The 24,691-nt window shown below is 32.9% G+C and carries 23 protein-coding genes and 2 pseudogenes; 8 read left to right on the top strand and 17 right to left on the bottom strand.

From position 1 onward, the window contains the following. Positions 1-34 precede the first annotated feature (34 nt). Positions 35-715: an endonuclease III gene (nth, locus tag P0R33_RS04575; protein WP_276174384.1), complete on the bottom strand. Its 681-nt coding sequence runs from the start codon at positions 713-715 to the stop codon at positions 35-37. A 235-nt stretch (positions 716-950) separates the two neighbouring features. On the opposite strand from nth, the gene bcp reads away from it, so the two are divergent. Further along, positions 951-1,403 carry a thioredoxin-dependent thiol peroxidase gene (gene bcp, locus P0R33_RS04570; protein ID WP_276174383.1) on the top strand — a complete coding sequence of 151 codons (453 nt, stop codon included), beginning with the start codon at positions 951-953 and terminating at the stop codon, positions 1,401-1,403. Between the two features lie 265 nt (positions 1,404-1,668). On the opposite strand, the gene P0R33_RS04565 is transcribed toward bcp, so the two are convergent. Continuing rightward, positions 1,669-3,129 carry a TonB-dependent receptor gene (locus P0R33_RS04565; protein ID WP_276174382.1) on the bottom strand — a complete coding sequence of 487 codons (1,461 nt, stop codon included), beginning with the start codon at positions 3,127-3,129 and terminating at the stop codon, positions 1,669-1,671. Between the two features lie 89 nt (positions 3,130-3,218). Here P0R33_RS04565 and P0R33_RS04560 point away from each other — a divergent pair, with 89 nt between their 5' ends. Genes P0R33_RS04560 through P0R33_RS04550 form a run of 3 tightly spaced genes read left to right on the top strand, consistent with a single transcriptional unit; the run spans position 3,219 to position 4,971 of the window. Further along, positions 3,219-3,983, top strand: coding sequence for an MBL fold metallo-hydrolase (locus tag P0R33_RS04560; RefSeq protein WP_276174381.1), 765 nt, complete (start codon positions 3,219-3,221; stop codon positions 3,981-3,983). Positions 3,984-3,995: 12 nt separating this feature from the next. Further along, positions 3,996-4,499 carry a hypothetical protein gene (locus P0R33_RS04555; RefSeq protein WP_184164321.1) on the top strand — a complete coding sequence of 168 codons (504 nt, stop codon included), beginning with the start codon at positions 3,996-3,998 and terminating at the stop codon, positions 4,497-4,499. A 46-nt stretch (positions 4,500-4,545) separates the two neighbouring features. Then, positions 4,546-4,971 (top strand): hypothetical protein, encoded by a 426-nt coding sequence (locus tag P0R33_RS04550; protein WP_276174380.1) that lies wholly within the window; start codon positions 4,546-4,548, stop codon positions 4,969-4,971. A 130-nt stretch (positions 4,972-5,101) separates the two neighbouring features. Here P0R33_RS04550 and P0R33_RS04545 read toward each other — a convergent pair whose 3' ends face one another. From P0R33_RS04545 to P0R33_RS04530, 4 genes are all read right to left on the bottom strand, one after another. Then, complete coding sequence (locus P0R33_RS04545) at positions 5,102-5,746, bottom strand: alpha/beta fold hydrolase (RefSeq protein ID WP_276174379.1); 645 nt, start codon at positions 5,744-5,746, stop codon at positions 5,102-5,104. 82 nt (positions 5,747-5,828) lie between these two features. Further along, complete coding sequence (locus P0R33_RS04540) at positions 5,829-6,155, bottom strand: hypothetical protein (protein WP_276174378.1); 327 nt, start codon at positions 6,153-6,155, stop codon at positions 5,829-5,831. A 4-nt stretch (positions 6,156-6,159) separates the two neighbouring features. Next, positions 6,160-7,410, bottom strand: a complete 1,251-nt coding sequence (locus tag P0R33_RS04535) for a dihydroorotase (protein ID WP_276174377.1) — start codon at positions 7,408-7,410, stop codon at positions 6,160-6,162. 68 nt (positions 7,411-7,478) lie between these two features. After that, complete coding sequence (locus tag P0R33_RS04530) at positions 7,479-9,407, bottom strand: BatA domain-containing protein (RefSeq protein WP_276174376.1); 1,929 nt, start codon at positions 9,405-9,407, stop codon at positions 7,479-7,481. 233 nt (positions 9,408-9,640) lie between these two features. Between P0R33_RS04530 and P0R33_RS04525 the strand changes: the two genes are divergently transcribed. Then, positions 9,641-10,753 carry a lactonase family protein gene (locus tag P0R33_RS04525; RefSeq protein WP_276174375.1) on the top strand — a complete coding sequence of 371 codons (1,113 nt, stop codon included), beginning with the start codon at positions 9,641-9,643 and terminating at the stop codon, positions 10,751-10,753. A gap of 116 nt (positions 10,754-10,869) precedes the next feature. On the opposite strand, the gene P0R33_RS04520 is transcribed toward P0R33_RS04525, so the two are convergent. The 4 genes and pseudogenes from P0R33_RS04520 to P0R33_RS04505 form a co-directional block, all read right to left on the bottom strand. Continuing rightward, entirely contained in the window at positions 10,870-12,222 is a 1,353-nt protein-coding gene (locus P0R33_RS04520) for a DEAD/DEAH box helicase (protein ID WP_276174374.1), read from the bottom strand. 179 nt (positions 12,223-12,401) lie between these two features. Continuing rightward, positions 12,402-13,166, bottom strand: coding sequence for a TIGR02757 family protein (locus P0R33_RS04515; protein WP_276174373.1), 765 nt, complete (start codon positions 13,164-13,166; stop codon positions 12,402-12,404). A 118-nt stretch (positions 13,167-13,284) separates the two neighbouring features. After that, positions 13,285-13,731 (bottom strand): annotated as a pseudogene (locus P0R33_RS04510) (ABC transporter ATP-binding protein); the annotation flags it as partial. 213 nt (positions 13,732-13,944) lie between these two features. Continuing rightward, a pseudogene (locus P0R33_RS04505) lies at positions 13,945-14,163 on the bottom strand (ATP-binding cassette domain-containing protein); the annotation flags it as partial. 225 nt (positions 14,164-14,388) lie between these two features. On the opposite strand from P0R33_RS04505, the gene P0R33_RS04500 reads away from it, so the two are divergent. After that, the gene (locus P0R33_RS04500; RefSeq protein ID WP_276174372.1) at positions 14,389-14,676 is read left to right on the top strand and encodes a hypothetical protein; all 288 of its coding nucleotides are present in this window, start codon (positions 14,389-14,391) and stop codon (positions 14,674-14,676) included. Positions 14,677-14,727: 51 nt separating this feature from the next. On the opposite strand, the gene P0R33_RS04495 is transcribed toward P0R33_RS04500, so the two are convergent. The 7 genes from P0R33_RS04495 to P0R33_RS04465 all read right to left on the bottom strand — a co-directional run bounded on the left by P0R33_RS04495 (position 14,728) and on the right by P0R33_RS04465 (position 22,835). After that, positions 14,728-17,508, bottom strand: coding sequence for a T9SS type A sorting domain-containing protein (locus P0R33_RS04495; RefSeq protein ID WP_276174371.1), 2,781 nt, complete (start codon positions 17,506-17,508; stop codon positions 14,728-14,730). Between the two features lie 384 nt (positions 17,509-17,892). Then, positions 17,893-18,198 carry a DUF6787 family protein gene (locus P0R33_RS04490; protein ID WP_276174370.1) on the bottom strand — a complete coding sequence of 102 codons (306 nt, stop codon included), beginning with the start codon at positions 18,196-18,198 and terminating at the stop codon, positions 17,893-17,895. A 33-nt stretch (positions 18,199-18,231) separates the two neighbouring features. Beyond that, positions 18,232-18,672: a DUF6146 family protein gene (locus P0R33_RS04485; RefSeq protein WP_276174369.1), complete on the bottom strand. Its 441-nt coding sequence runs from the start codon at positions 18,670-18,672 to the stop codon at positions 18,232-18,234. A gap of 169 nt (positions 18,673-18,841) precedes the next feature. Next, positions 18,842-19,405 carry a DUF937 domain-containing protein gene (locus tag P0R33_RS04480; protein ID WP_276174368.1) on the bottom strand — a complete coding sequence of 188 codons (564 nt, stop codon included), beginning with the start codon at positions 19,403-19,405 and terminating at the stop codon, positions 18,842-18,844. A 102-nt stretch (positions 19,406-19,507) separates the two neighbouring features. Then, positions 19,508-20,458 carry a D-2-hydroxyacid dehydrogenase gene (locus P0R33_RS04475; RefSeq protein WP_229352376.1) on the bottom strand — a complete coding sequence of 317 codons (951 nt, stop codon included), beginning with the start codon at positions 20,456-20,458 and terminating at the stop codon, positions 19,508-19,510. A 145-nt stretch (positions 20,459-20,603) separates the two neighbouring features. Next, positions 20,604-21,674 carry a 3-phosphoserine/phosphohydroxythreonine transaminase gene (gene serC / locus P0R33_RS04470; protein WP_276174367.1) on the bottom strand — a complete coding sequence of 357 codons (1,071 nt, stop codon included), beginning with the start codon at positions 21,672-21,674 and terminating at the stop codon, positions 20,604-20,606. A gap of 93 nt (positions 21,675-21,767) precedes the next feature. Then, on the bottom strand, positions 21,768-22,835 hold the full coding sequence (locus P0R33_RS04465) for an acyl-CoA reductase (RefSeq protein WP_276174366.1): 1,068 nt from the start codon (positions 22,833-22,835) through the stop codon (positions 21,768-21,770). A 175-nt stretch (positions 22,836-23,010) separates the two neighbouring features. Here P0R33_RS04465 and P0R33_RS04460 point away from each other — a divergent pair, with 175 nt between their 5' ends. Further along, positions 23,011-23,361 (top strand): 4Fe-4S dicluster domain-containing protein, encoded by a 351-nt coding sequence (locus P0R33_RS04460; protein WP_223705346.1) that lies wholly within the window; start codon positions 23,011-23,013, stop codon positions 23,359-23,361. Between the two features lie 166 nt (positions 23,362-23,527). Further along, a complete protein-coding gene (locus P0R33_RS04455; protein ID WP_276174365.1) occupies positions 23,528-24,682 on the top strand; it encodes a hypothetical protein in 1,155 nt (384 codons plus the stop codon). Positions 24,683-24,691 lie beyond the last annotated feature (9 nt).

Below are 24,691 nucleotides of genomic sequence, written 5' to 3'. Positions count from 1 at the left end.
TTAAACAGACAAAAACTCTAAAGCACAAAGATTTTTATTTTTGTGCTTTACTTTTTTTAACTACTGGAGGTTTTTCCATTTCCTCAATAATTGATTTTTTTCCGATGGTTTTGGTAATAATATCTTTTTCTAAACTCCAGCCGCGTGCAGGCGAATATTCTCTTCCGTACCAAATAATTTGAAGATGCAAATCATTCCATAAATCTCTAGGAAATAATCTTTTGGCATCTTTTTCAGTTTGAGCAACATTTTTTCCGTTAGATAAATTCCATCTATACATTAATCTATGTATGTGCGTATCAACGGGAAAAGCGGGAACTCCAAAAGCTTGCGACATTACAACGCTTGCTGTTTTATGTCCAACGGCAGGTAAAGCTTCGAGCGCTTCAAAACTCTGCGGAACTTCGCCATTATATTTTTCAATCAAAATTTCAGATAAACCATAAATTCCTTTCGATTTCATTGGCGACAAACCACAAGGACGAATAATTTCTTTAATTTCTTCCACAGACATTTTCACCATATCGTACGGATTATCGGCTTTTGCAAACAGCAAAGGAGTAATCTGATTCACGCGAACATCGGTACATTGTGCCGAAAGCAAAACGGCAATTAATAAAGTATAAGGATCTTTATGATCTAATGGAACAGGTATAGTAGGGTAAAGTTCTTTTAAAGTATCAATAACAAATTGTACACGAGCTTCTTTATTCATTTTTGTTTTTTTAATCCCGTAAAAATAGTATAATTTTGATGATGTGCCTAATCCAGCTTTCCGTTTCAACTCCTCATTATGCTAGTAACATTTTTAAGTATTTAAAAGAGCTTCCGTTGGTCGCTTTTTAAATACAAAAAATGTAAACTATCATAATTCCGGGGTTTTCACTGCAATCTGGGGCAAAAGAATAACAATTAACAATTGATAATTAATAATTAATAATTATAGAGATATGACAACATTAAAATCAGGGGATAAAGCGCCAAATTTTTCAGGAACAGATCAAGACGGAAAATCACATAAATTAGCAGATTACGCAGGAAAAAAACTAGTTGTTTTCTTTTATCCAAAAGCAAGCACGCCAGGATGTACAGCAGAGGCTTGTGATTTAAGAGATAATTTTCATCGTTTTCAAGCTAATAATTACGAACTTTTAGGAGTAAGCGCTGACAGTGCAAAAGCGCAAGTTAAATTTAAAGAAAAATATGAATTACCTTTTCCGTTAATTGCAGACGAAGATAAATCGGTTATCAATGCGTTTGGAGTTTGGGGACCAAAAAAGTTTATGGGAAAAGAATACGACGGAATCCATAGAACAACTTTCGTAATCGACGAAAAAGGAATTATCGAAGAGGTAATCGAAAAAGTAAAAACAAAAGAACATACTTCGCAGATTTTGAAATAGTGTTCAGTTGCAGTTTTCAGTTGTCACACTGAGCGAAGTCGAAGGGAGCTCCAATTAGAACTAGGGCTTCGACTTCGCTCAGCCTGACAGAAGATGATTTAATTCAAAAATAAAAAGTTCGTATAGCTTATACATAAAGCTTTGCGAACTTTGCATTTTCATAAAACCTCGTAAAAAAAAACTTAGCGAACTTTGCGTTAAAAAAAAAACACTCAGTTCAAAAACATGAAACAAAAAAAAAGTCCCAATAAAGGGACTTTCTCAATTATGTATTTTGTTCTAATTCTTTCTGCGGATGATATCCAAAAAGATGATGCTCTTTTATAATTTCTGGAATTCCAGGTGGCAGCATTGGTTCCCAGCCTGTTTTTCCTTGATTGATCATTTTTAAAACTTCTCTAGAGAATACTTCTAGAATATTCGGATCGTAGTCTTCAATATCAACTACTTTTCCATTAAATTTAAAGAATTTGTAAAGCTCTTTCATTCTTGGATGAACCTTCAAATTGTTTGAATTCATTAGTGTTCCGTCTTCGTCTAGCATTGGGTATAAGAAGACTTTCATGTCGCGATAGAATAATTTTCCAAAAGCTTCCAGAATTCCACCACTTAAATGGCGGTAATATTTCTCGTCAAAAATATCAACAAGGTTGTTTACACCCATCGCTAATCCCATACGAGCTTTGGTATAATTGGCAAAGTATTCAACTACTTTATAGTATTCTTGGAAATTAGATATCATAACGGTTTGGCCAAGAGAACAAAGTAATTCGGCTCTGTCCATAAAATCGCGTTCGTCTATTTCTCCATCAGAACGTAAATTTGAAAGAGTGATTTCGAAAATAACTAATGTATTGCTTTTTTCAACCTTATTTTCATTGAGAAACATTTTTAGTGATTTCTCATACATATCCATATTTACTTTTGTAACTGGACGAAAACTTCCTCTTAAAGCTAAAAGATTCTTTTTGTATAAAATCGCAGCTGGTAAAATGTTTTTTCCTTCTGGATTAAACATTACGGCATCAGTCATTCCATTTTTAACCAATTGTAAACTCATCAAACGGTTGTCAACGTCAGCAAAACGTGGTCCAGAAAAGTTAATGGTATCAATCTCTAATTGATCTTTGTCTAAGTGATCGTATAAATAACGAAGTAATCGTTTTGGATCGTTGTATTTGTAAAAAGCACCGTAAATTAAGTTTACACCTAAAATTCCAAGTGTTTCTTGTTGTAATCTTGCGTCGGTTTCTTTAAAACGAATGTGAAGAATAATTTCGTTATAAGCTTCGTCTGGTTCAATTTGGTATCTAATTCCAACCCAACCGTGACCTTTAAATTGTTTTGCAAAATCTATTGTCGCAACAGTATTGGCGTAACTGAAGAAAAGTTTTGTTGGGTGTTTTTCGCGGCTCAAACGCTCTTCAATAATCTGACCTTCATGTGTCAGCATTTTTTTTAAGCGTTCTTCAGTAACATATCTTCCGTCATTTTCTGCGCCATAAACGGCGTCACTAAAATCTTTATCATAGGCAGACATTGCTTTTGCTATCGTTCCTGAAGAACCTCCGGATCTGAAAAAATGTCTAACTGTCTCTTGTCCAGCACCAATCTCAGCAAATGTTCCGTAAATATTCTCGTTTAAATTAATGCGTAAAGCTTTGTCTTTTATAGAAGGAATCTGTTCGATGACCTTGTCACCTTTGAGTTTTATTTCTGTACCCATTTTGTTTTAAATAGATTTGATACAAAGTTAGTAAATTAGCAGTCTAATGAAAGAGAAATAATCTATTTTTGTAAAAAAATTAAGTTCAATTGAAGGTTTATTTTTTAGGTACAGGTACTTCTCAGGGTATTCCGATAATCGGAATCGATCATCCAGTTTGTAAAAGCACTGATGCTAAGGATAAAAGGCTTCGTGTATCCATCTGGATTACATGGGGCGAGCATTCATTCGTAATCGATTGCGGTCCTGATTTTAGACAGCAAATGCTTTCCTGCGGATGCAGAAAATTAGATGCCATTTTATTTACGCACGAACATGCAGATCATACAGCAGGATTAGACGATATTCGTCCTTTTAACTTTAGGCAAGGTGAAATTCCAATTTACGGACATCAACGTGTTTTAGATAATCTAAGACGCCGTTTTGATTATGTTTTTGAAACCGTAAACAAATATCCAGGTGCGCCAAGTGTAAAAACTTTTGAAGTCGAAAATGATGTTCCCTTCGCGGTTGGAGATAAAACTGCTATTCCAATCAATGTAATGCACGGAGAATTGCAGGTTTTTGGTTATCGAATAGATGATTTTGCGTATTTAACGGATGTAAAAACAATCAACCAAGTGGAAACAGATAAACTAAAAGGTTTAAAAGTTTTGGTTGTAAATGCTTTGCGTGTAGAACCTCACGATACCCATTTTAATCTGCAAGAAGCACTTGATTTTATAAATCTTGTTAAACCTGAGAAAGCTTATTTAACACACATTAGTCATGTTTTAGGTTTTCACGAAGAAGTACAGAAAACCCTTCCAGAAAATGTTTTTCTGGCTTACGACAATTTAGAAATTACCATTTAATTATACCACACAATGAAAAAATCCTTAATGCTTTATCTTTTTATTTTAGCAATTTTAATGAATGTGTTTACGTACGCATTTTATAGCGGAGAAGTAAAATTTGCACAGAATAGATACGATAAAACAACTAAGAAACTTAGAGATAGTATCAACTTAGTAAAAACACAATTAGCCGAAGCTGATTATTTTTCTTTAGAACATAATGAAAATGCACAAAATTACTTCGATAATAGCGCTTCTGGAGGAAAAGTTATTTTGTACGAAAAACTGATTCCGGTTGTAACAGAAAAGTTACTGGATTTTAATTCTGATCCAAAAGGAAATCCTTACACAGGTCAAGATCAAATCGGACCGACAAAATTTGTTATAAACAAAGTAAAAATTTTAAACCACAGATGGATTATTGCAGATTACAGCAATGGAGAATTATGGGGAGAAGTCTTGTTAAAATACTTTGTAGATAACGATGATAATATTACCTTTGAAGTAAATCAAACTTGGTTGTATCAAAAATAGGATTTTTTTAAATCCTATTTTTTTTGACCTTTAATTTAATAGGATTATGAAAAAGATGTTTTTGTTGTTAATGGTTTTTGGTGTGTTTTCTTGTGCTAAAAAGGTTTCTCAGGAAAAAGTTGTTACAAAAGAACCGCAGAAAGAGAAAGTTGTAGTAGGAGCAGATGTTGATTCTCACGGATGTAAAGCTTCTGCTGGTTATACTTGGTCGATACTTAAAAACGAGTGTGTTAGAGTTTTCGAAAATAGTACAAAACTAAACCATGCTGAAGATGGAAAAACGTACACAACAGTTTCGTATGTTATTTTCGACGGAAATAAAGCAGAACTTTTCTTAGATACTCAAAAAGAATCGATTGTTTTAGAAAGAAAATCGGAAGGCGATTCTTGGGTTAACGGCGATTGGCAATTAATTCCGTGGAAAGGTTATGTTTTGAAAAAAGCGGGGAAAATTCTTTATACGGGAGAATAGTTTAGTGATCAGTGTTCAGTTTTTTATTGTTCAGTTGCAGTTTGTAGCTAGAACTTTGTAAAAGTTGAAACTTTTGCAAAGTTTTTTGATTGCACAAATCACTGAATACTAAAAAACTGAACACTGAATACTAGCCAATAAGCCAATTCTTAAAATCAAAGAAATTTTGCGGAGCAACTCCATGCCCAACAGGATATTCTTTATATGTAACAGGAATATTTAATTTTTCTAAAGCGGCAGGAGTTTTTCTTGCCCATTCAATCGGAATAACTTGATCTACAGTTCCGTGAGAAGCAAAGAATTTTAAGTTTTTAAAGTCATTATTTTCAAAACCTTCTTTGATGATTTCTTCATTAAAATAACCACTCATTGCCACAACTCTCTGGATTTTTTCTGGATAAGAAAGGGCAGTTGCATAACTTAAAATCGATCCTTGACTAAATCCAATAAGTGTTACATTATTGGCATCAATTGGATATTTTGAAACTAATTCGTCAATAAAATTGGCAATCATATCTCTTGACGTTTTTGCCTGTTCATTATCAGAAAACTTATTTTGATCTGCATCAAAATTGATTGCGTACCAAGCGTAAGCACCGTATTGTAAATCATAAGGAGCTCTTGCAGAAATTATATAATAATTATCTGGAAGTTCAGAAGCAAATGAGAATAAATCAGCTTCGTTACTTCCGTATCCGTGCAGTAAAAGCAATAATGGATTTTTGTCTAAAATTACTTTAGGTTCTTGTATTTTATATTCTAAAGATAGAGTCATTTTTTTAATTGTAAATTGTTAGTTGTGAATTATAAATTTTCAAGTTTGGAATTTGGAATTTTTTAAATTGGAATTTTAAAATTTATCCAATTTTACGAAACCATTTCTGAAACAATTCTCCAACTAAAGGAATTGGTTTCATTTGACCTTGAATAGCATTAAAAATACCGAAAGTCCAAAGAATTGAAATGCAGATCCACATTGGGAAAGTAATAAAAAAGCTGTCAAAATTGCTGATAATGGCTCCCAAAGAGATAAAAGTGAGTGATAAGCCTAAAGCCTGACGGATATGAAAAGAAGCAAAACTATTTTTGTTTTCCGAATTCATGCTCATAGCGATTAAAACGCCGATAATTAGAATATAACTGGTTATTGCAATTGCTTTTCCTTCTTCAATTGTATTCTTCATTTTATTATTTTGTAACAAGTTGATTTTGATTGTAAATTCCGTAAACAGAACCTTTAAGTTCAGTTCCTAAAAATGCAGAATTTTTAGATTTTGAAAGAATATTTTCTTTCTCGAAAATTGATTTATGCTCAGTTGTAAAAAGTGTCAAATTAGCTTTTGCACCTTCTTCAATTGTAGAATTTGCAAGACCGAAAATAGCTTTTGCTGCAGTTAATTTTGCTACAATCGTTTCTACCGGTAAAACCGTCATTAAAGCTCCAAAAGCACTTTCTAAACCAATAGTTCCATTTTTTGCGGTATCAAATTCCATTTTTTTAAATTCAATATCAATCGGATTATGGTCTGATGTAATCATGTCGATTGTGCCGTCAGCAACTCCATTTAATAGAGCTTGTCTGTCTACTTCTGTGCGTAATGGCGGCGTAACTTTAAAACGAGTATCAAATCCGTCTAGTTTTTCATCCGTTAAAACCAAATGATGTACAGAAGCACTTGCTGTAACGTTTAAGCCTTTAGCTTTTGCTTCTCTAATCAATTCAACCGATTTTGCAGTAGAGATTGTCGGAATGTGAAGTTTTCCGCCTGTATATTCTAACAAAAACAAGTTTCTAGAAATTTGAAGTTCTTCAGCTAAATTCGGAATTCCTTTCAAACCCAATCTTGTTGAAACAATTCCTTCGTTTGCCACACCGTTTCCTTTAATATTTGGATCTTGAGAATATGCAATTACCAGACCGTCAAAATCTTGTACGTATTGCAAAGCAATTTTTAAAATATTGGCGTTGTCGATGCTTTTATTATAATCTCCAAAAGCTACGGCGCCAGCATTTTTCATGTCAAAAAGTTCTGCCATATCTTTTCCTTCGCTAGATTTTGTTAAAGCTCCAATTGGGAAAATTTCTGTAGCAAAACCATTTGCTTTATTTTTTACAAAGTTTACTTGAGACTGATTGTCAATAATTGGTAGTGAATTGGGTTGTAAAGCAATTGCTGTAAAACCACTTTTTGCTGCAACATTTAATCCGTTTGCAATGGTTTCTCTGTCTTCGTAACCTGGTTCACCAAGAGAAACGCTGCTGTCAAACCAGCCTTGAGAAACGTGAAGATCATCGAATCTTACAACTTCTGCATCGTCGTTTGGAAGAGAAACGCCTATTTTTTCTATTAAACCATCTGCAATTAAAAGATCAACGGTCTGATTGTGAAACGGACTTTTTGAGTCGATAATTTTGGCGCTTTTGATGATTATTTTCATATGTAGATATTTTTTTGTCGTAAAATGATTTTTGTAAAAAGTAAATTGTTTAAAAGTAAACGTAAAACCTACTTCACAAATTTTATAATTGCCATTTCTAATGCTAAAAATAACAGTGCAAAGATAACAAACCATTTCCAAATTTGGCTGTCAGTTCGCTCAGTTTGTAGCGTATTAAAAATGGTCGAAATCGTATCGGCAGTTTTGAAATCTGAAACCACATTGGTGTTTACTTGACTCAAATCGCTTTCGGTTCTTTTATAATTAAAGCTAATATTTTCTACCCATTCTTTTTTATCGAAAATTCCGTAATTGCCAGCTGTTTCTGGAAAATCGTTAAAGGTTAGTTTGACTTTATTGTTTAAAATCTGCTGAATTGGAATAAATGAATCGTCATTTCCTTTTACTTCCAAAATCGCATCTTTAGTCAATAAAACATCAACAAAATATGGCTGATTACTTCCGATTGTCAAGGCATTTACCCCCGTTTTTTGATTGTTCTGTGCTATTTTATAAAAAAGCGGAACAATTAAAGGTGATTGCTGGAAATTTGAATTTGTGCTATTTATTGGAGCTGTAAAAACTGTAATTCCCGCAACTTGATTCTGAACGGCAGTAACAAATGGAGTTTGATCTTCAAATGAAAGAACAGCAGGATAAGAACTAGAAACGGCAAACGAACTATTTACTTTTGGGTATTGAAAATTAGAAATTTTGTTTTCAAAAACTCCAGAAAATAAAGGATGATCGAAATTTATTTTGGTAATTAATTTACTGTTACTTTCTAGATTTCCGAATTGAATTTTTCCAAAATTGCTTAATAAAGCATTTAGGTTTGAAACAGAACTTTTCTCAGATGGAATGACAACTAAATTTCCTCCTTTAGAAACAAAAGCTTTCAAAGTCGTTTGCAGTGCCTGCGGAATGTCAACTAATTCATTTAAAATAATCGTATTTTGTTTTTCTAAGCTATTATAATCTAAAGAACTGATGGAATAATTATAAAAATTAAATTCGCCAGAAGTATAAATTCGAGATAAGAAATTGCTTTTTTCAGGTTCGCCAATACTGATAACGTTTGTTTTTTTATTTTTAGAAATACTGAAAAACAATTTGTTATCATAAGTCAAACCATTGTCTTCAATTGTTACATATCCGTGAAATGCTTCTTTCGGAATCGTAAAATTGATTTTCTTTTTCTTCGTGTCAAAATTGACAATCGTTTTGGCGATCAGTTTGTTTTGATTGTATAAAGCGGTCGAAACTGGTTTGAAATCTTCACCATAAGCAGATAAGTTGATGCCAATTTCATAGAAATTCTCTAAACTCTGATTGATGTAAACGCTGTCAATAGAAACGTTATTTTTTTGTTCTGCTTCTGGAACTATGAAATATGGTTTTTCATCAAAATCTATATTTGCAATATCTTTTTGTTTTAAACCAATAGCATCTGTAATAATTACAATGTCTTTTTTATGCGCAGATTTATGCGCTTTGATTTTGGCTGAAATAGCAGAAAGATCAAAAGGTGAAGCGCTGTATTTTAAGTTTTGTAAAGCACTTTTAGAAGATTTTATATCCGTATTCCAAAAATTTTCTGTGTTTGTTAATAAAGAAAACTGAGTGTTTTCTGGAGTATTTTCAAGCAATTCCTGAACAGCTCTTTTTAATAATTCACCCTTTTTTCCTTTTGCTTGCATGCTGAAAGAATTGTCTAAAACAATATACATTTCATTTGATGCATTTTTACTGTCTTTCGCCTGAAAAAAAGGTTGTGCAAAAGCTAAAATGATAAAAGTTAGGAGTAATAAACGAGTTGCTAATAAAAGTCTTTTTTTGATTTTGGAACTTTTACGAGTCTGAATCGCGAGTTCTTTTAAAAATCGAACATTAGTAAAATAGGAAGTTTTAAAACGTCTTAATTGAAATAAATGAACCAAAATTGGAACGATCAATAAAAACAGAAAGTATAGAATTTCGGGATGTTTAAAATGCATTCTGGCTTCGATTTACTTCACTACGTTTTGTTTTTCGCGAAGATGCTCGTCAAAAATACGAATTTTTAGTTGAACCATATAAGTTCAACTAAGAGATTATAAGCGAAAAATCTAAAATGAACTTATATGACTTATATATTGGTAAGTTCTTTTTTAAATGTAATTTTTCTTGTTTTAATTGTAATCTGCAAAAGATATTATTCCTTATTTTAGCTGATTCAAAAAAACAAACTATGAAAAAAATATATTTAGTATTATTTTCAGCTTTATCATTGACCACGGGAAAAGCTCAAAATAAATTCAATTTATTAGTCGGAACCTACACAAATACTTGTCAAAGCAACGGAATTTACGTTTACGAATTTGATGCTTCTTCGGGAGATTTTAAGTTGAAGAATTCATCAGAAAATGTAGTTAGTCCGAGTTATTTATCGGTTTCTGCAGATAATAAATTTGTTTATGCGGTAAACGAAAATGGAAATCAAAGTGCTGTAAGTGCTTTTGGATATGATTCGGTTTCAGGAAAATTAAAGTTTTTAAACACAAATGATGCTTTAGGAGCAGATCCTTGCCATTTAATTAATGACGATAAAAATGTAATAGTTGCTAATTATTCTGGAGGAAATATTGTCGTTTTTAAGAAAAAAGCAGATGGAAGTATTACAGAAGTACAGCAATTAATTCAGCATGAAGGAAAAGGACCAAATGCAGCGCGTCAAGAAAAAGCGCACGTACATATGGTTGTTTTTTCTCCAGATAAAAAGTTTGTTTTGTCTAATGATTTAGGTTTGGATAAAGTGTTTATTTATAAGTATAATCCAGATTCTAAAAACGAAATGTTGACTTTGAAAGGAAGCGTCGATGTAAAACCAGCAAGTGGACCAAGACATTTAACTTTTAGTAAAGATGGCAAATTTGTCTACTTAGTTCAAGAATTAGATGGGACTTTGACAACTTTAAGCTACGATAAAGCAGGAAACTTAAAAGTGATTGCTGAAACTAGCATTTTGCCAAAAGGCTTTACAGGCGGAACCGGTGCAGCAGCAATTAAAATTTCTCCAGATGGAAACTTTTTATATGTGTCTGATCGTGTAGATGCCAATGCAATTTCGGTTTACAAAATCCTTAAAGATGGAAAAATCGAATTAGTAGAACAGCAAAGCACTTTAGGAAAAGGTCCAAGAGATTTTGCCATTGATCCAACTGGAAATTACCTTTTACTAGGTCATCAATATACTAATGATATAGTTATTTTTAAAAGAAATAAAACAACAGGAAAAATCGAAGATACTGGAAAAAGAATCGAATTATGTTCGCCAGTGGGATTGGTTTTTACGAAAATCTAGTTTTTAAGGTTTAGAAGAACAAAGGCTCAAAGGTACAGAGGTTTTAAATTCTGTACTTTTGAGCCTTTTATTCTTTGTCCCTACGTTCCTCTGAACCTTTGTCCCTAAAAAAAAAACTATTTATTCCCGTCTTTTCTCTTCTTATCTCTAGTCTTCAACATATTTCTGTTTACAGAACCGTGTGTTTTCTTTTTTGTTTTTGAAGGCCCTCCTAAATTAACTTTTTGGTTCTTTTTTGATTTTTCGTGAAAAGCACCATCACCATCAAGTTTTACTTTTTTCATCAAAAACTTTCTTGGTAATTTATCTTTTTCTGGTTCGATTAATTTTTCTGAGATTTCAACTTCTTCAGGAAAATCAGCGATTTTCAGTTCTTGATTCATTAAAACTTCAGCTTCAATTTTGAATTCTTCTTCACGAGGCGTTACAAAACTAATTGCGGTTCCAGTTGCATCTGCACGACCTGTACGACCAATTCTGTGCATATAAAGTTCTGGCATTTCAGGAAGTTCAAAGTTAATAACGTGAGAAATATTAGAAATATCTAAACCTCTTGCCATAACGTCGGTTGTAATTAAACCGCGAAGATTTCCTTCTTGAAATTCAGCCATCGTAGTCAAACGATAATTTTGAGATTTATTCGAGTGAATAACACCAAACTGACCTTCAAATAATTCTTCGATACGCGTATGAAGCATATCTGAAATCTTTTTATTATTCACAAAAATCAGAACACGTTCGATACTTTCATCTGTTTCTAACAAATGTTTTAGCAGATTTACTTTTGTATTAAAGTTCGGAACGTTATAAGTAATCTGAGTAATTTTTTCTAATGGAGTTCCAGAAGCTGCCAAAGTTACTTCTTCAGGAAAATCAAAATAATCATTTAGGATAGTATCTACTTCATCAGTCATTGTTGCTGAGAATAAGATATTTTGACGTTTTGGTTTCATCATTGCCAAAAGCGCTGTCAATTGCGGACGGAAACCTAAATTCAACATTTCATCAAACTCGTCGATAACTAATTTTTGAGTTTCATCAAAGCGAACAACAGCATCCAAAGCCAAATCCATCGTTCTTCCTGGAGTTCCAACAAGAATGTCAACACCTTCGTAAACAGCTTTTTTCTGTGTATTGATGTTTACACCACCGTAAATTCCTAAAGTTTTAACAGACATATATTTTGTCAATTTTTCAACTTCGTCTACAACTTGAACAACTAATTCGCGGGTTGGAACCAGAATTACGATTTTTGGCGTATTGGTATTTGTAAATTTATATAATTTAAGAAGTGGCAATAAATAAGCAAAAGTTTTACCAGTTCCGGTTTGAGCAATTCCCATCATATCGCGTCCAGAAGTAATCACAGAAAATGATTTTTCCTGAATAGGAGTTGGTGTAGTAAATCCTAAATCGTCGATTGCTTTTTGTACAGATTTTGGAAGATTAAATTTTTCGAAAGTGCTCATTTGCTTTAAATTTTGTGCAAATGTACGTTAAATTCGTGGTTTTTTTGTTGATTTTATAATTTAAGATGCCCATTTGTCTCTCTGAGCGAAGTCGAAGAGCACTTGCCAATTGGAGTGTGGGCTTCGACTTCGCTCAGCCTAACAGCATAAAATGCAAATAAAATCGATAATTTAAAAATTTAAAACCCTTCAAAAACACCTAATCCAAACAAAGCAAAATCATATTTTACAGGATCATTCGCATCCATTTCTCTTAATTTAGTATCTAATTCTAGTAAAGCTTTTGCATCGTTTTGCTTTCGAGAAAGAATTTCGAGTTTGCGAGCAACATTTCCAGAATGAACATCAAGCGGACAAGAAAGAACAGAAGGTGAAATGCTTTTCCAAATTCCTAAATCAACTCCTTTTGCGTCTTGGCGCACCATCCAACGCAAATACATATTGATTCGTTTTGCCGCCGAATTATTTAAAGGGTCTGAGATATGTTTTTGTGTTCGAGGTAAATGATCGGTTTCAAAAAATATTTTTTTGAATTCGCTAATACTTTTCTGTAAACTGTCTTTTTCTTGATTTTTTGCAAAGACAGCTTCTAGTCCGTTGTGGTTTTTGTAGATGTTTTGCAAACCTTTTATAAAACCTGCAAAATCATGTCCATTAAAAGTGCGGTGTACAAAAGTTTCGAGTCTTGCTAAATCTTCTTCAGAATGTGACATTACAAAATCGTAAGGAGTATTGCCCATTAATTCCATCATTTTATGCGAATTCTTGATAATCATTTTACGGTTTCCCCAAGCAATAGAAGCACTTAGAAAACCAGCAATTTCAATATCTTCTTTTTGCGAAAAAAGATGTGGAATTTGAACGGGATCACTTTCTATAAAATCCTGATTATTATATTGAATGACTTTCTCATCGAGAAAATCTTTAAGTTCTGATTTATTCATATTACAATGAAATGTTCTTATTTATTCGACTTTCCTAGCCCTGATGGGAGCGGCATCCTTTTGTGGCGGGGTTAGCCATAAAGGATATAGCGGACAGCAGGAATAGCTTCTGATTACTCTAATTACTAATCTGTCCGTCAACCATAACCAATTTTCTATCTGCCATATTGGCTAATTCTTCGTTGTGTGTTACAATAACAAAAGTTTGTCCGAATTCGTCACGAAGTTGAAAAAATAATTGGTGCAGGTTTTCTGCCGAATGAGTATCAAGATTTCCAGAAGGTTCGTCTGCAAAAATAACATCTGGTTTATTTATTAAGGCTCTTGCGACCGCTACACGCTGTTGTTCTCCTCCAGAAAGTTCACTTGGTTTGTGATTAATTCTATGGGAAAGTCCGAGATAAGTAAGCAATTTTACAGCTTCTTTTTCTGTTTCAGATGGTTTTTTGCCTGCAATATGAGCGGGAATACAAACATTTTCTAAAGCGGTAAACTCCGGTAAAAGCTGGTGAAACTGAAAAATGAATCCTAAATTTAAATTTCTAAAATCGGATAGCACTTTGTCTTGTTTGCTTTTCTTTTTGAAGTAGCCATTATAGTAAAAAAGCATTGTAAGTATTGGTAAAAAAAGCGATATGCTTGCCACTAATCTAAGTGTTTCATCAAATATTTTTGTTCTAAAAAACACCAAGTAAATGGCTAGTAATATTATATAAAGAGAACCAGTCCAAGTAACAATTTTAAAGGTTTTTTCTTGTTTTGAGCTATTGTTTTGAATGTTTTGCAGTTCAAGAATATTTTTACCATTAATGGTTAAAGAAGAATCTGGATTATGATCAGGTTTGTCTAGAGTTCCTAAAATTTGCAATAAAGTTGTTTTTCCTGCACCAGAAGCACCAACGATAGAAACAATTTCGCCTTTTTTAATATGTAAATCAACTCCTTTTAAAACTTCTAGTTTATCGTAAAACTTATGTATGTTTTTTGCGTGTATCATGTAGTGAAACTGTTTTTACAAAGAAACGAAGATTATAGTCAATATCAAATTACAAATTATCAAAAGTCAAAAGTCAAAAGTCTGAAGCCTAAAATCTAAAATCTAAAATCTAAAATCACAAATCGGCATATTTATTGGTATGGGAATTTAGAAAGTAAATTAAAAAAAGAAATAATAGAATTTGATGAATTCTTTTTAATTTCGATAAACAAAAATAAATGTAAGATGCAGGATTTGAATATTGTAGAAGATGATGATAAGCTCTCAAAACTAATTATAGGATTGGTTTTGGATGGAATTGGAATGATTTCTTTTTCTATTCCTCTTCTTGGTGAATTTTCAGATGTGATCTGGGCGCCAATTGCAGCTTTTTTAATGACGAGAATGTATAAGGGAAGAGTAGGAAAGGTGGCTAGTGCTTTGACTTTTATTGAAGAAATACTACCTTTTACAGATATAATTCCGTCATTTACTTTGACATGGATTTATACTTATTTCTTTCAGAAAAAATAAAATCAGAAAAAATAAAAAAGGACGGTTTTTAAGCCGTCCTTTAGTTTGATTTTATTGCACAATTATTTTTTTACTATACTGTGTTTTCTTAGTCTGTGGATCAGTTACTTTAATCAGGAAAACTCCTTTAGAATGTAATTGAATTGTTTCTGCGGTATTTCCTCTAATTTTTTGTCTCAATAATTTTTTTCCAGAGATATCATATATTTCAAGATCTGAAACTTCAGTTTCTTCATTATCAATAAATACAGAAAATGCACCGTTGCTTGGAACAGGCCAAACGCTAAAAGAATTGTTTTTAATTTCTTTGCTAATTTCTGCTGTTGCTAAGTTGATATTTTGCCCGCTTACGATGTTGACTTTTCTTTTCATTGTACCGCCTTCAGAATCAGTTACTGTAAATTCAAAAGAACATAATCCATTTGATGCTGGTGTAAAAGCGACAACATTTGTGTTTAGTACAGCGCCTCCGTTTACTACATTAGAAATAGAATAAGAAACTCCGCTAGTAAATCCTTGTGATAATTTCTGGATATTAATATCTATTTTTTTTCCGTCAGGCGATTCGTAATGAGGCAAAGACATCCATTGTAAATATTTGTCTAAGTTCGTGTAACCATCTTGGTCTGTATCAGCATTTGAATCTGAAAAATCGCCAATTGCAGAGTTTAAATTTGTACCAATTATAGTTTCCCACCAATTTGGCAATCCATCTAGATCGCTATCCCAATTTGTGGCTCTATTTACAATTGGGTACACTTCAAAACCGCCAACATCAGCTTCGTTGTCTGGAAATCCAGGTTTTTTAGTTACACTTCCGACAGAAGAAGTAGTTCCGTTTAGGGTTTCATTTATAATTCTTTGATCATGATCATCAAATATTGGTTGTGTACATCCAACATCTGAAAGCACAATTTTGTAGGCATTTTTAGCAGATTGCGTAGTTACGTATGAAGGAAAAAAGGGTGTGTTTACAAAGTTCTCATAAGAAACAGTATTTCCTGAAGCTTTTCTTCCTGCAGTTTGATTGCTCTCGTCAAAATAGCCGGGCATTACATTTCCACTAAAGTAGCATTGTTGCATCCCTGTTCCAACGCCTTCATTTTGCTGATTAAATGCCACGAAAATTTTAGATCCAGCACCAGGTTTGTAATAATTATTTACAAAATTTACTTCTTTAGTTCCGCCGTCTGTTGTTCTGCCTCCCCAGTTGTAAACCACATTATTAGTAATATCCATTCTTCCTGCATAAGCACCGCTTCCGTCTAATCCTCCTCCAAGACTCCAGTTTCTTCCGTAACAGTGCGCTAATAAATTGTGGTGAAAACTTCCAATATCGCCTCCAATTGTTGCCGCATAACCGTGTTCGGTTCCAGCTGGATAATTTTGGTGATTTGCAGCATTTAATGCCTCAGAAATAAGTGTTTTTTGTAAGGTGATGTTTTTTCCAGATCTAGAACTGAAAGATTCGTCAATTGTCCAGCTTATAGAGCAATGATCAATGATACTGTTGTCGGCACCTGTTAATCCCATTCCGTCGAAAGTAGGACCAGCTCCAATTCTAACTCTTAGATTCTGAACAATGGCATCATTTCCTGTAACGCCAAAAGGAGCAGAACGAATGCAGATTCCCTTTCCAGGAGCAGTTTGACCAGCAACTGTTACATATGGCTGACTTAAAACAAGGCGAGATTGTAATTGAATAATTCCAGAAGTATTGAAAACAATTGTTCTTGGTCCAATATCATTTGTAACGGCTTCGCGGAAACTTCCTGGACCACTGTCATCTAAATTGGTTACCATAACAACTTTTCCGCCGCGTCCGCCTCTGGCAAAACGACCGTAACCTTCAGCGTCTGGAAATGCAAGTTGTGCAGGACGAAAACGCCATACATTTCCTTTTTCAATTCCATTTGCTAAAACTTCATCGATACGCCAAAAATAAGTTGCTCCGGTATATAACCCGTTTACTTGATAAGTGTTATTAGCAAGAGCTTGATTGCCTTTATATTCAGGAGAAGAAGTTGTGGCAGCATTTACCGCAGCTTGATCTGTTCCAAAGTAAATATTATGCGAAACAGCATTGGCAGCGGCTGTCCATTGCAATAATTTACCTCCCGATGTTAATTCAACATGTTCGTCATTTTGTTTCGGATTCGGATTTGTTGCTTGATAGAAAATGTTTGGCGTATTTAATTCAAATCCATTGAACATGATATTTTTAACGTTTTCTGTACCTGAAGTTTCCGCCGCCATTAATATTACGACATCGGTTCCCGTTGTGGCTTGAAATTTTAGATAAACAGATTTTGCGTCGGCAGTTTTAAGCGCTCTAGCAGTTGGAATCAAATTATCTACAACCAAATTTCCATTTATTGAAATATCAATCGGACTAAAATTATTTCCCGACGGACTATCTACAGCATTAAAAAATGCTAAAAATGTATGTTCTCCAGTTGTTAATCCGCTAATTTTAAGTTCAATTTGAGCTCCTAAATTGGCAGTTGTTCCTTTTACAGTAAGTCCATCGCTTACTAATCTTGCGTAATATGGAGCTTGAATACCAGCTTTGTACCAATTAGTCCCTAAGGCGTCTCCATTATTTCCTACACGAGTAACGGTAAAAGTTACTCCGTTTTCTGTGTAAGTGCTTGTATTTCCAGAAGCTACAACCCAAGTGCTATAATCAGGATCGTTAACTTCTGCTTTAGGTCTTCCAGACTGGTCAAAGTCAATTTTTACAATCGGATTTTGGGCAAAAATCTTTGTTTTCGGCGTAATGAGACAAATCATAGTCGCCATTACGGAGAGTTTTAAGTAGTTTTTCAGCATTTCAAATTGTGGTTTGGTTAGTAAGTAATTTTAGTTAGAAATAAAAACATTCAAAGAGTTGATTATCAATGAGTATTATATTATTAACTATTGTAAAGTTTGGTATTAGTTAAAATAAAACTATCCTGCACCATCCTGTTCTGGTTACTGTTTTGTTATAATTTTTAGATTAAAAAAATGTAATATTTATTTTTAATCTAAAATGTTTGCGATGTTTATATTTGATGAATAAAGGAAATTATTCTCATCACAAAAATGTAACAAAATTTTGAGAGTCTAAATTTTTTAAATTTTAAGAGAATAAAATAAATCAAAAATCATGATTAAGAAATAATCTTAACCAGAACGGATTCTATAATTTAAAAAAGAGTAGAATTGAAGAAATTAATCTTTAAATAAGAAGCCTAATCCCATTCTTTTTAGCATTTTCTTTTCGAAATTCCAAAAGAAACGGAATTGCCCAAAAATAGTTCCAATAGCAACTAATAAAACTTGATAGACAGGAAGAATAATCAACAAACGAATAAGGGTAAACCAAACAACTCCTAAATCTTCTTTGTGAATTCCAACCCAGTCACAGAAAGGTCTAGAGACCCATGCAGATGCCGATCCGGTGATGGCAAAAACAATTAGTATGATTATGGCTTGTAGGTTGGAAGTGATTCCCCAACGTTTTTTTAGTTTGTCCATTATTTATTTATAACCATTACAAATATACTAACATTATCGTAATGGCACATAGCCTGCGAGCTTTTGTTTGTAAGTATTTTGAAAATATATCATGTAGTTGTAAATTAAGTAATTTACTTCGTATCCGTAATGAATTTGAGGTTGGTAATCAATCGTCATTTCGTATAAATTTGGACTATATCGGTTTGGCTGTAAAACCCTGTTATTCCATTCTGTAACGTATTGATAGTTTTTATTTTCAAGAAAAGCTAAACTGTGATAATTTCTAGGAAAAGCCATAGAGTTTAACCAGTAATTAAATCCGTTGTCAATAATAATGACTTCATATTCTAACGAATCGTTTGCAATTCTTACAGTATCATTTGTTTTTTTACTTGAAGCATTGTTATTTCCATTACTCGCAATATTTTGCGAAGCTGTTGAACAAGCAATGATTGTTGCTAATAGGATTAATATAAAAATGCACTTTTTCATAGTTTAAAGTTACGAATTTTTTTGATAAGGTTCAAAGGTGGATAGATGCAAAGGTCCAGAGGTTTTGCTTTGTATATAAAAAAAACTGATTACAATTTTGTAATCAGTTTTTTTTGAGTTTTGGCTAAAAGACTTTGTTCCTCTGAACCTCTGTAACTTTGAACCTATTTTATTTACTTCCAAACAATTTCCCGATAAATCCAGCGATTCCGCCTTTGCTTTTGGTAACAACTAAAACATCGGCAACATCAACTTTTCCGTCGTTGTTTTGGTCAAGTCCGAATTGCATTCCGTATTTAGAAATAGTGTCCATAATTCCAGAAGCTTGTCCGCTGTTTCCTGAAATGGAATTGATGATATCTGAAATTTGAAAACTACCATCATTAGGATCTTTTGCCTTGTTAACCAAAGAGCCTAAAATCTGCGGAATTAAATTAGATGCAACTCCATTTGAATCTGCACTGCTTAAGCCGAATTTTTGACCAAGATTTCCGCTTAATTGCTGTTGAATTTGCTGTACAACAGGATTTGAGCTGTCGATAGGTGAGTTTCCGTTAAATAATCCTGCAATTTGATCTGTTCCGCCTTCTGAAACGATTTTTTTTAATCCTTCAAAAATAGAATTGCTAGTTTCGCCAATTACGGCTTCATTATGTTCATTTGGAACAGCAGAATTGTTTACTACTGCATCGCCTCCATATTGTTGTACTAATTGGGTTAATTGTTCAAACATGATTTTTAGGATTTAGATTAGAACTCAAATTTAAACAAAAAAAGAAAGGGATTTATTAAACTGTGTTAATAAATCCCTTGCAAGTGTTTTAATTATAGTTAATTAGCTCAATAAAGTAATAATTTGAGATGCTAATTCAGTTCCAATTCTATCTTGTGCTTCTCCAGTTGCAGCTCCGATGTGTGGAGTCAATGAAATTTTAGAATGCATTAAAATTGCCATTTCTGGTTTTGGTTCGCTTTCGAAAACGTCTAAACCTGCAAAAGCAACTTTTCCTGAATCTAAAGCTTTTACTAAAGCTACTTCATCAATAACACCTCCACGAGCGCAGTTTACGATTCCAACGCCATCTTTTAAGATTTCAAATTCTTTTTCTCCGATGATGTAACCGTTTTGAGCAGGAACGTGTAGTGTAATGAAATCAGCTTCTTTGAATAAAGATTCTAAAGATTGAGAAACGATTTTAGTTGTAATAGATTGTCCGTCAAAAAACTCAACTTTTACATCTACCTCAGGAATAAAGCTATCAGCAGCAATAACTTTCATACCCAAACCAAGCGCCATTTTTGCAGTAGCTTGTCCGATACGTCCAATACCAACAATACCAAGAGTTTTTCCTCTTAATTCAGTTCCGTTTGCGTACGCTTTTTTCAAACCGTCAAAGTTTGAATCTCCTTCAAGAGGCATATTTCTATTTGAATCATGTAAAAAACGAACACCAGAAAATAAGTGCCCAAAAACCAATTCAGCAACAGATTCTGAAGATGAAGCTGGAGTATTGATTACATGAATTCCTTTACTTTTTGCATAATCAACATCGATATTATCCATACCAACACCACCGCGACCGATGATTTTGATACCAGGACAAGCGTCGATAATATCTTTGCGAACTTTAGTTGCACTACGAACTAAAATTACGTCAACATTATTTTCATTGATAAAGTTAGCTACTTGTTCTTGAGCTACTTTTGTAGTTATAACTTCAAATCCACCTTTTTCTAAGGCTAGAATTCCGCTTTTAGAAATTCCATCATTTGCTAATACTTTCATTGTGTGTTTATTGTTTATTTGGTGAATCGTTTATTTGTTTAATCGATAAACCAATTTTTAATTTTTTCTTTTTTGATATTTTTCTAAAGGAAATGTTTTTACGATCTAAACAGTTAAACAAATTAACGATTAACCGAAAAAAAAACTAAACTTTAGTTTCCAAAGCTTTCATTACATCAACTAAAACCTGAACGCTTTCAATTGGCATTGCGTTGTAGATAGAAGCTCTATAACCACCAACAGAACGGTGTCCTGGCAATCCTGAGATATTAGCTTCTTTCCATAAAGCATCAAAAGTTGCTGTATGATCTGGATTGTTTAATAAGAAAGTAACGTTCATGTTAGAACGATCTTCTACTGCAGCAGCACCTTTAAATAATGGGTTTCTGTCGATTTCAGCGTAAAGTAATTCTGCTTTAGCGTTGTTTAATTTTTCAACAGTAGCAATTCCGCCTTTTTCTTTAATCCATTGTAAAGTTAAAAGAGAAACGTAAACAGAGAAAACAGGCGGAGTATTGTACATACTTTCTGCTTTAATGTGTTTAGCGTAATCTAACATACTTGGAATTGTTCTTCCGTTTTTGCCTAGGATTTCTTCTTTAACTACAATAAGAGTTGTTCCTGCAGGTCCCATATTTTTTTGAGCTCCAGCATAGATTAAGTCGAATTTAGAGAAGTCTAATTCGCGAGAAAAAATATCAGAACTCATATCGCAAACAACAGGAATGTTTGTTGATGGGAATTCTTTCATTTGAGTTCCAAAAATGGTGTTATTGCTTGTGCAGTGGAAATAATCAGCATCGGCTGGAATTTCGTAACCTTTTGGAATATGAGTATAATTGTCTTCTTTTGAAGAAGCTACCACGATAGTTTCTCCGAAAAGTTTAGCTTCTTTGATTGCTGCAGTTGCCCACGTTCCTGAATCTAAATAAGCTGCTTTTCCGTTTTCTTTTAATAAATTATATGGCGCCATTAAGAATGCTGTACTTGCACCACCTTGTAAAAATAAAGCCTGATAACCTTTTCCTTGAAGTCCTAATAATTCTAAAGCAAGGGAACGAGCTTCCTCCATAACTGCAACGAAATCTTTGCTTCGGTGCGAGATTTCAAGGATAGATAACCCTGAATCATTAAAATTTAAAATTGCTTTTGATGCCTTCTCAAAAACTTCCTGAGGTAAAATACTTGGTCCTGCGCTGTAGTTGTGTTTTTTCATGGTTGTTGTTAATAGTCGAAAATTTTAAAGACGCAAATTTCGGCAATAAGAGCCGAAAAAGCGTTAAAATATTCGAAATAATTAAACAATTTATTACTTTGTTGTTAACAAAAACGTTATAGTATCGACATTATCTGCGTAATCCCACAATTGAGGTTTTTGCGTTTCTCCAAAAGCAATGCTATTTGGTGTCAAATTACTGCTTACAATGCATTGAATTTGCTCTAAATCATTCTCCAAACGTTTTTTAACTTCTTCAAGGTTTTCATAGTATTCATAAAAAACGCTTGAGATAGGCGAGGCGTAGCTTGAATCTTCTTTTATAGTTAAAAAACCGTTGTCTAATAATTTGAAATTACTCATCAAAAATACGGCTTTATTATAGTCATAATTGTTAGCGTATTTTTCATAATGAATGACATCTTGATATTTGAACATTGCTTGAAAAAAAGCATCAAAAGAGTAGTTTTTAGGAACAAAAAGTTTTGAAACGTTACGACATCCTAAACCAAAATATCTGAAAATATCTTCACCTAAATTTTCCAATTCTTCATGGGTTTCTTTACCTGTTAGAACCGCAGCCGAATTTCTGTTTTTTCGAATAATTGAAGGCTTATCTTTAAAATAATATTCAAAATAACGAGCTGTATTATTGCTTCCTGTCGCAATTACGGCATCAAAATTTTCCAATTTTCCTTCCACGAAAGTGATTTTATCTTTAAAATTTTCATCAACAGCAATTAAGTATTTTGCTAAAAAAGGCAATAAATGCTGATCGTTTGACGAAGTTTTGATTAAAGCTTTGTAACCAGTTATTAAAACGGATAAAAAATCATGAAATCCAACCAAGGGTATATTTCCCGCTAAAATTAAAGCAACCGTTTTTGAATTGTCGTTATTTTCATCAATTTTATAAGCCGAAAGCCATTTGTCAATATTTTCTTTTGTTAAAGCCTCAGCCCAAGATTGTATTGAAAAATATACTTGTTCTGGCGTATACCAACCGTTATGTGATTGCGATAAATGTATCAGATTTTCGAAATCATCAAAAAAGATATCATTATATAAGACGTCAGATTTTCTAGCAGAAGCGTCTTCTGAAAATTGACTTAAAAATTTTCCTAATTCAACAAAAACACTTTTTTTTGTTTCTAATGTCATAATGTTTGTTTATGAATTGTTTTGATTGTAATTTTGCACAAAAATAAGCATAATTAAGTCGAAAGACAAAAGTCCAAAGTCGAAAGTCCAAAGTTGAAAAGACTTTAAACGCTTTTACTTTCACCCTTTATGACTTTAGATTTTATGACTTTATAAACTTTAAGACTAAAAAACGATGGCAATTATTATAACTGACGAATGCATCAACTGTGGGGCTTGCGAACCAGAGTGCCCAAATACAGCAATATACGAAGGAGCTGATGACTGGAGATATAAAGACGGAACAAGTCTTTCTGGAAAAATAGTTTTACCTGACGGAACTGAAGTGGATGCAGATGATGCACAAACTCCAATTTCTGATGAAATCTATTATATTGTACCAGGAAAATGTACCGAATGTAAAGGTTTCCACGATGAACCACAATGTGCTGCCGTTTGTCCAGTTGACTGCTGTGTGCCAGACGATAATCACGTTGAAGACGAAGAAACATTATTAGAAAGACAATCTTTCCTACACGGAGAGTAAGTATTTCTTGTATTTTAAATATAATCCTGAGTGTGAACTCAGGATTTTTTTTTGCGTTAAATAAAAAAATAATCAAAGTTAGTTTGTTGATATCTAATGAATTATTATTTTAGTGTTAGTTTATTGATAAAAAAGTAATACTTTAGTTAAAAAATTGACAACGCCTATGAGGAAATTGTTACTTTTATTTGTCGTATTATCTGGAATGAACGTTTTTTCTCAAGAAACGGAGTATTCTATTTTGGTAAAAGATATCGAAACTTTGCAACCAATAGAAAATGCAACAGTAGTTATTTTAAAAACCAAACAAGTTTTATTGACTAATGAAGATGGTAAAGTCACTTTTGTTTTGACCGGTGGATCAAATGTAGAAGTCTCCGAAATGAATTACGAAGAAGTCACGATGCGCTGGGCTGCATTAAAAGAAAATGAATTTGTAGTTTATATTAAAAACAAAAAAGAAAATCTAGACGAAGTTGTCGTTTCGAAACAGAATTCTCAAAAAATACTTCAAAAATTAGTTTCAAATTCTAAACAAAAACTAAGTTTCTCTTATCGGTTAAAAGTTTATGTTCGTGAGTTTTTTATGCTCGATAATCAATATTCATATTATAATGACGGATTGGTTAATTTTCAATTCAATAAAAATAATACCACAACTTTATTAGTAGAGCAAAATCGTTCTTATGGATTGCTAGAAACGGATATAAGTACTGATTTAAGAGGTTATAATTTGAATAACATTATGGAGAATTATTCGAATTTTAAATACTTTGAACCATTATTAGATACAAAGGCAAAAAAACAATACGATTTTACTACGAAGGGACATCCGAGCAATAAGGAACTCTATATAATGTCTGTTACTCCGTTTGATAAAGCCAAAGAAGCGATTGATAATTTCGAAATTATTTATGATCCAGAAAAAAAGCTGATTTTGGAATTTACTCTTTCTGTAACTCCTGCAAATCTTGATAAAGTAGATGACAAGACAAAAATTGGCGACAAAAAATTAACCAAGTCTTTTGTGAAAGTAACGTACCGATGCGATGATAAAGATTATTATGTGCTGAGTTCTAATGAAGAAATTGGATATAATCTCATCTTAAAAGACAAAACAAAAAACATTCAGGTAAGAAATAGTTTTGTAACTACCGGATTTAATAGACAGAATTTTACCTATAAAGAAAGTGATGTTTTTAAAGAAAAATCGCTTTTTAATAAAAAGAATAAAATCTTGACTAATTATTGGGATACTTCTGGTTTTACCGCTACAGATGAAGAAAAAGCTATTATTGCTTCTTTAGAGTTTAAATTGTAATTAAATATA

The organism is Flavobacterium sp. YJ01 (assembly GCF_029320955.1).
Classification (GTDB): domain Bacteria; phylum Bacteroidota; class Bacteroidia; order Flavobacteriales; family Flavobacteriaceae; genus Flavobacterium.
The sequence above is the reverse complement of the archived record's forward strand: the minus strand, read 5'-3'. Positions and strand labels throughout refer to the sequence as shown.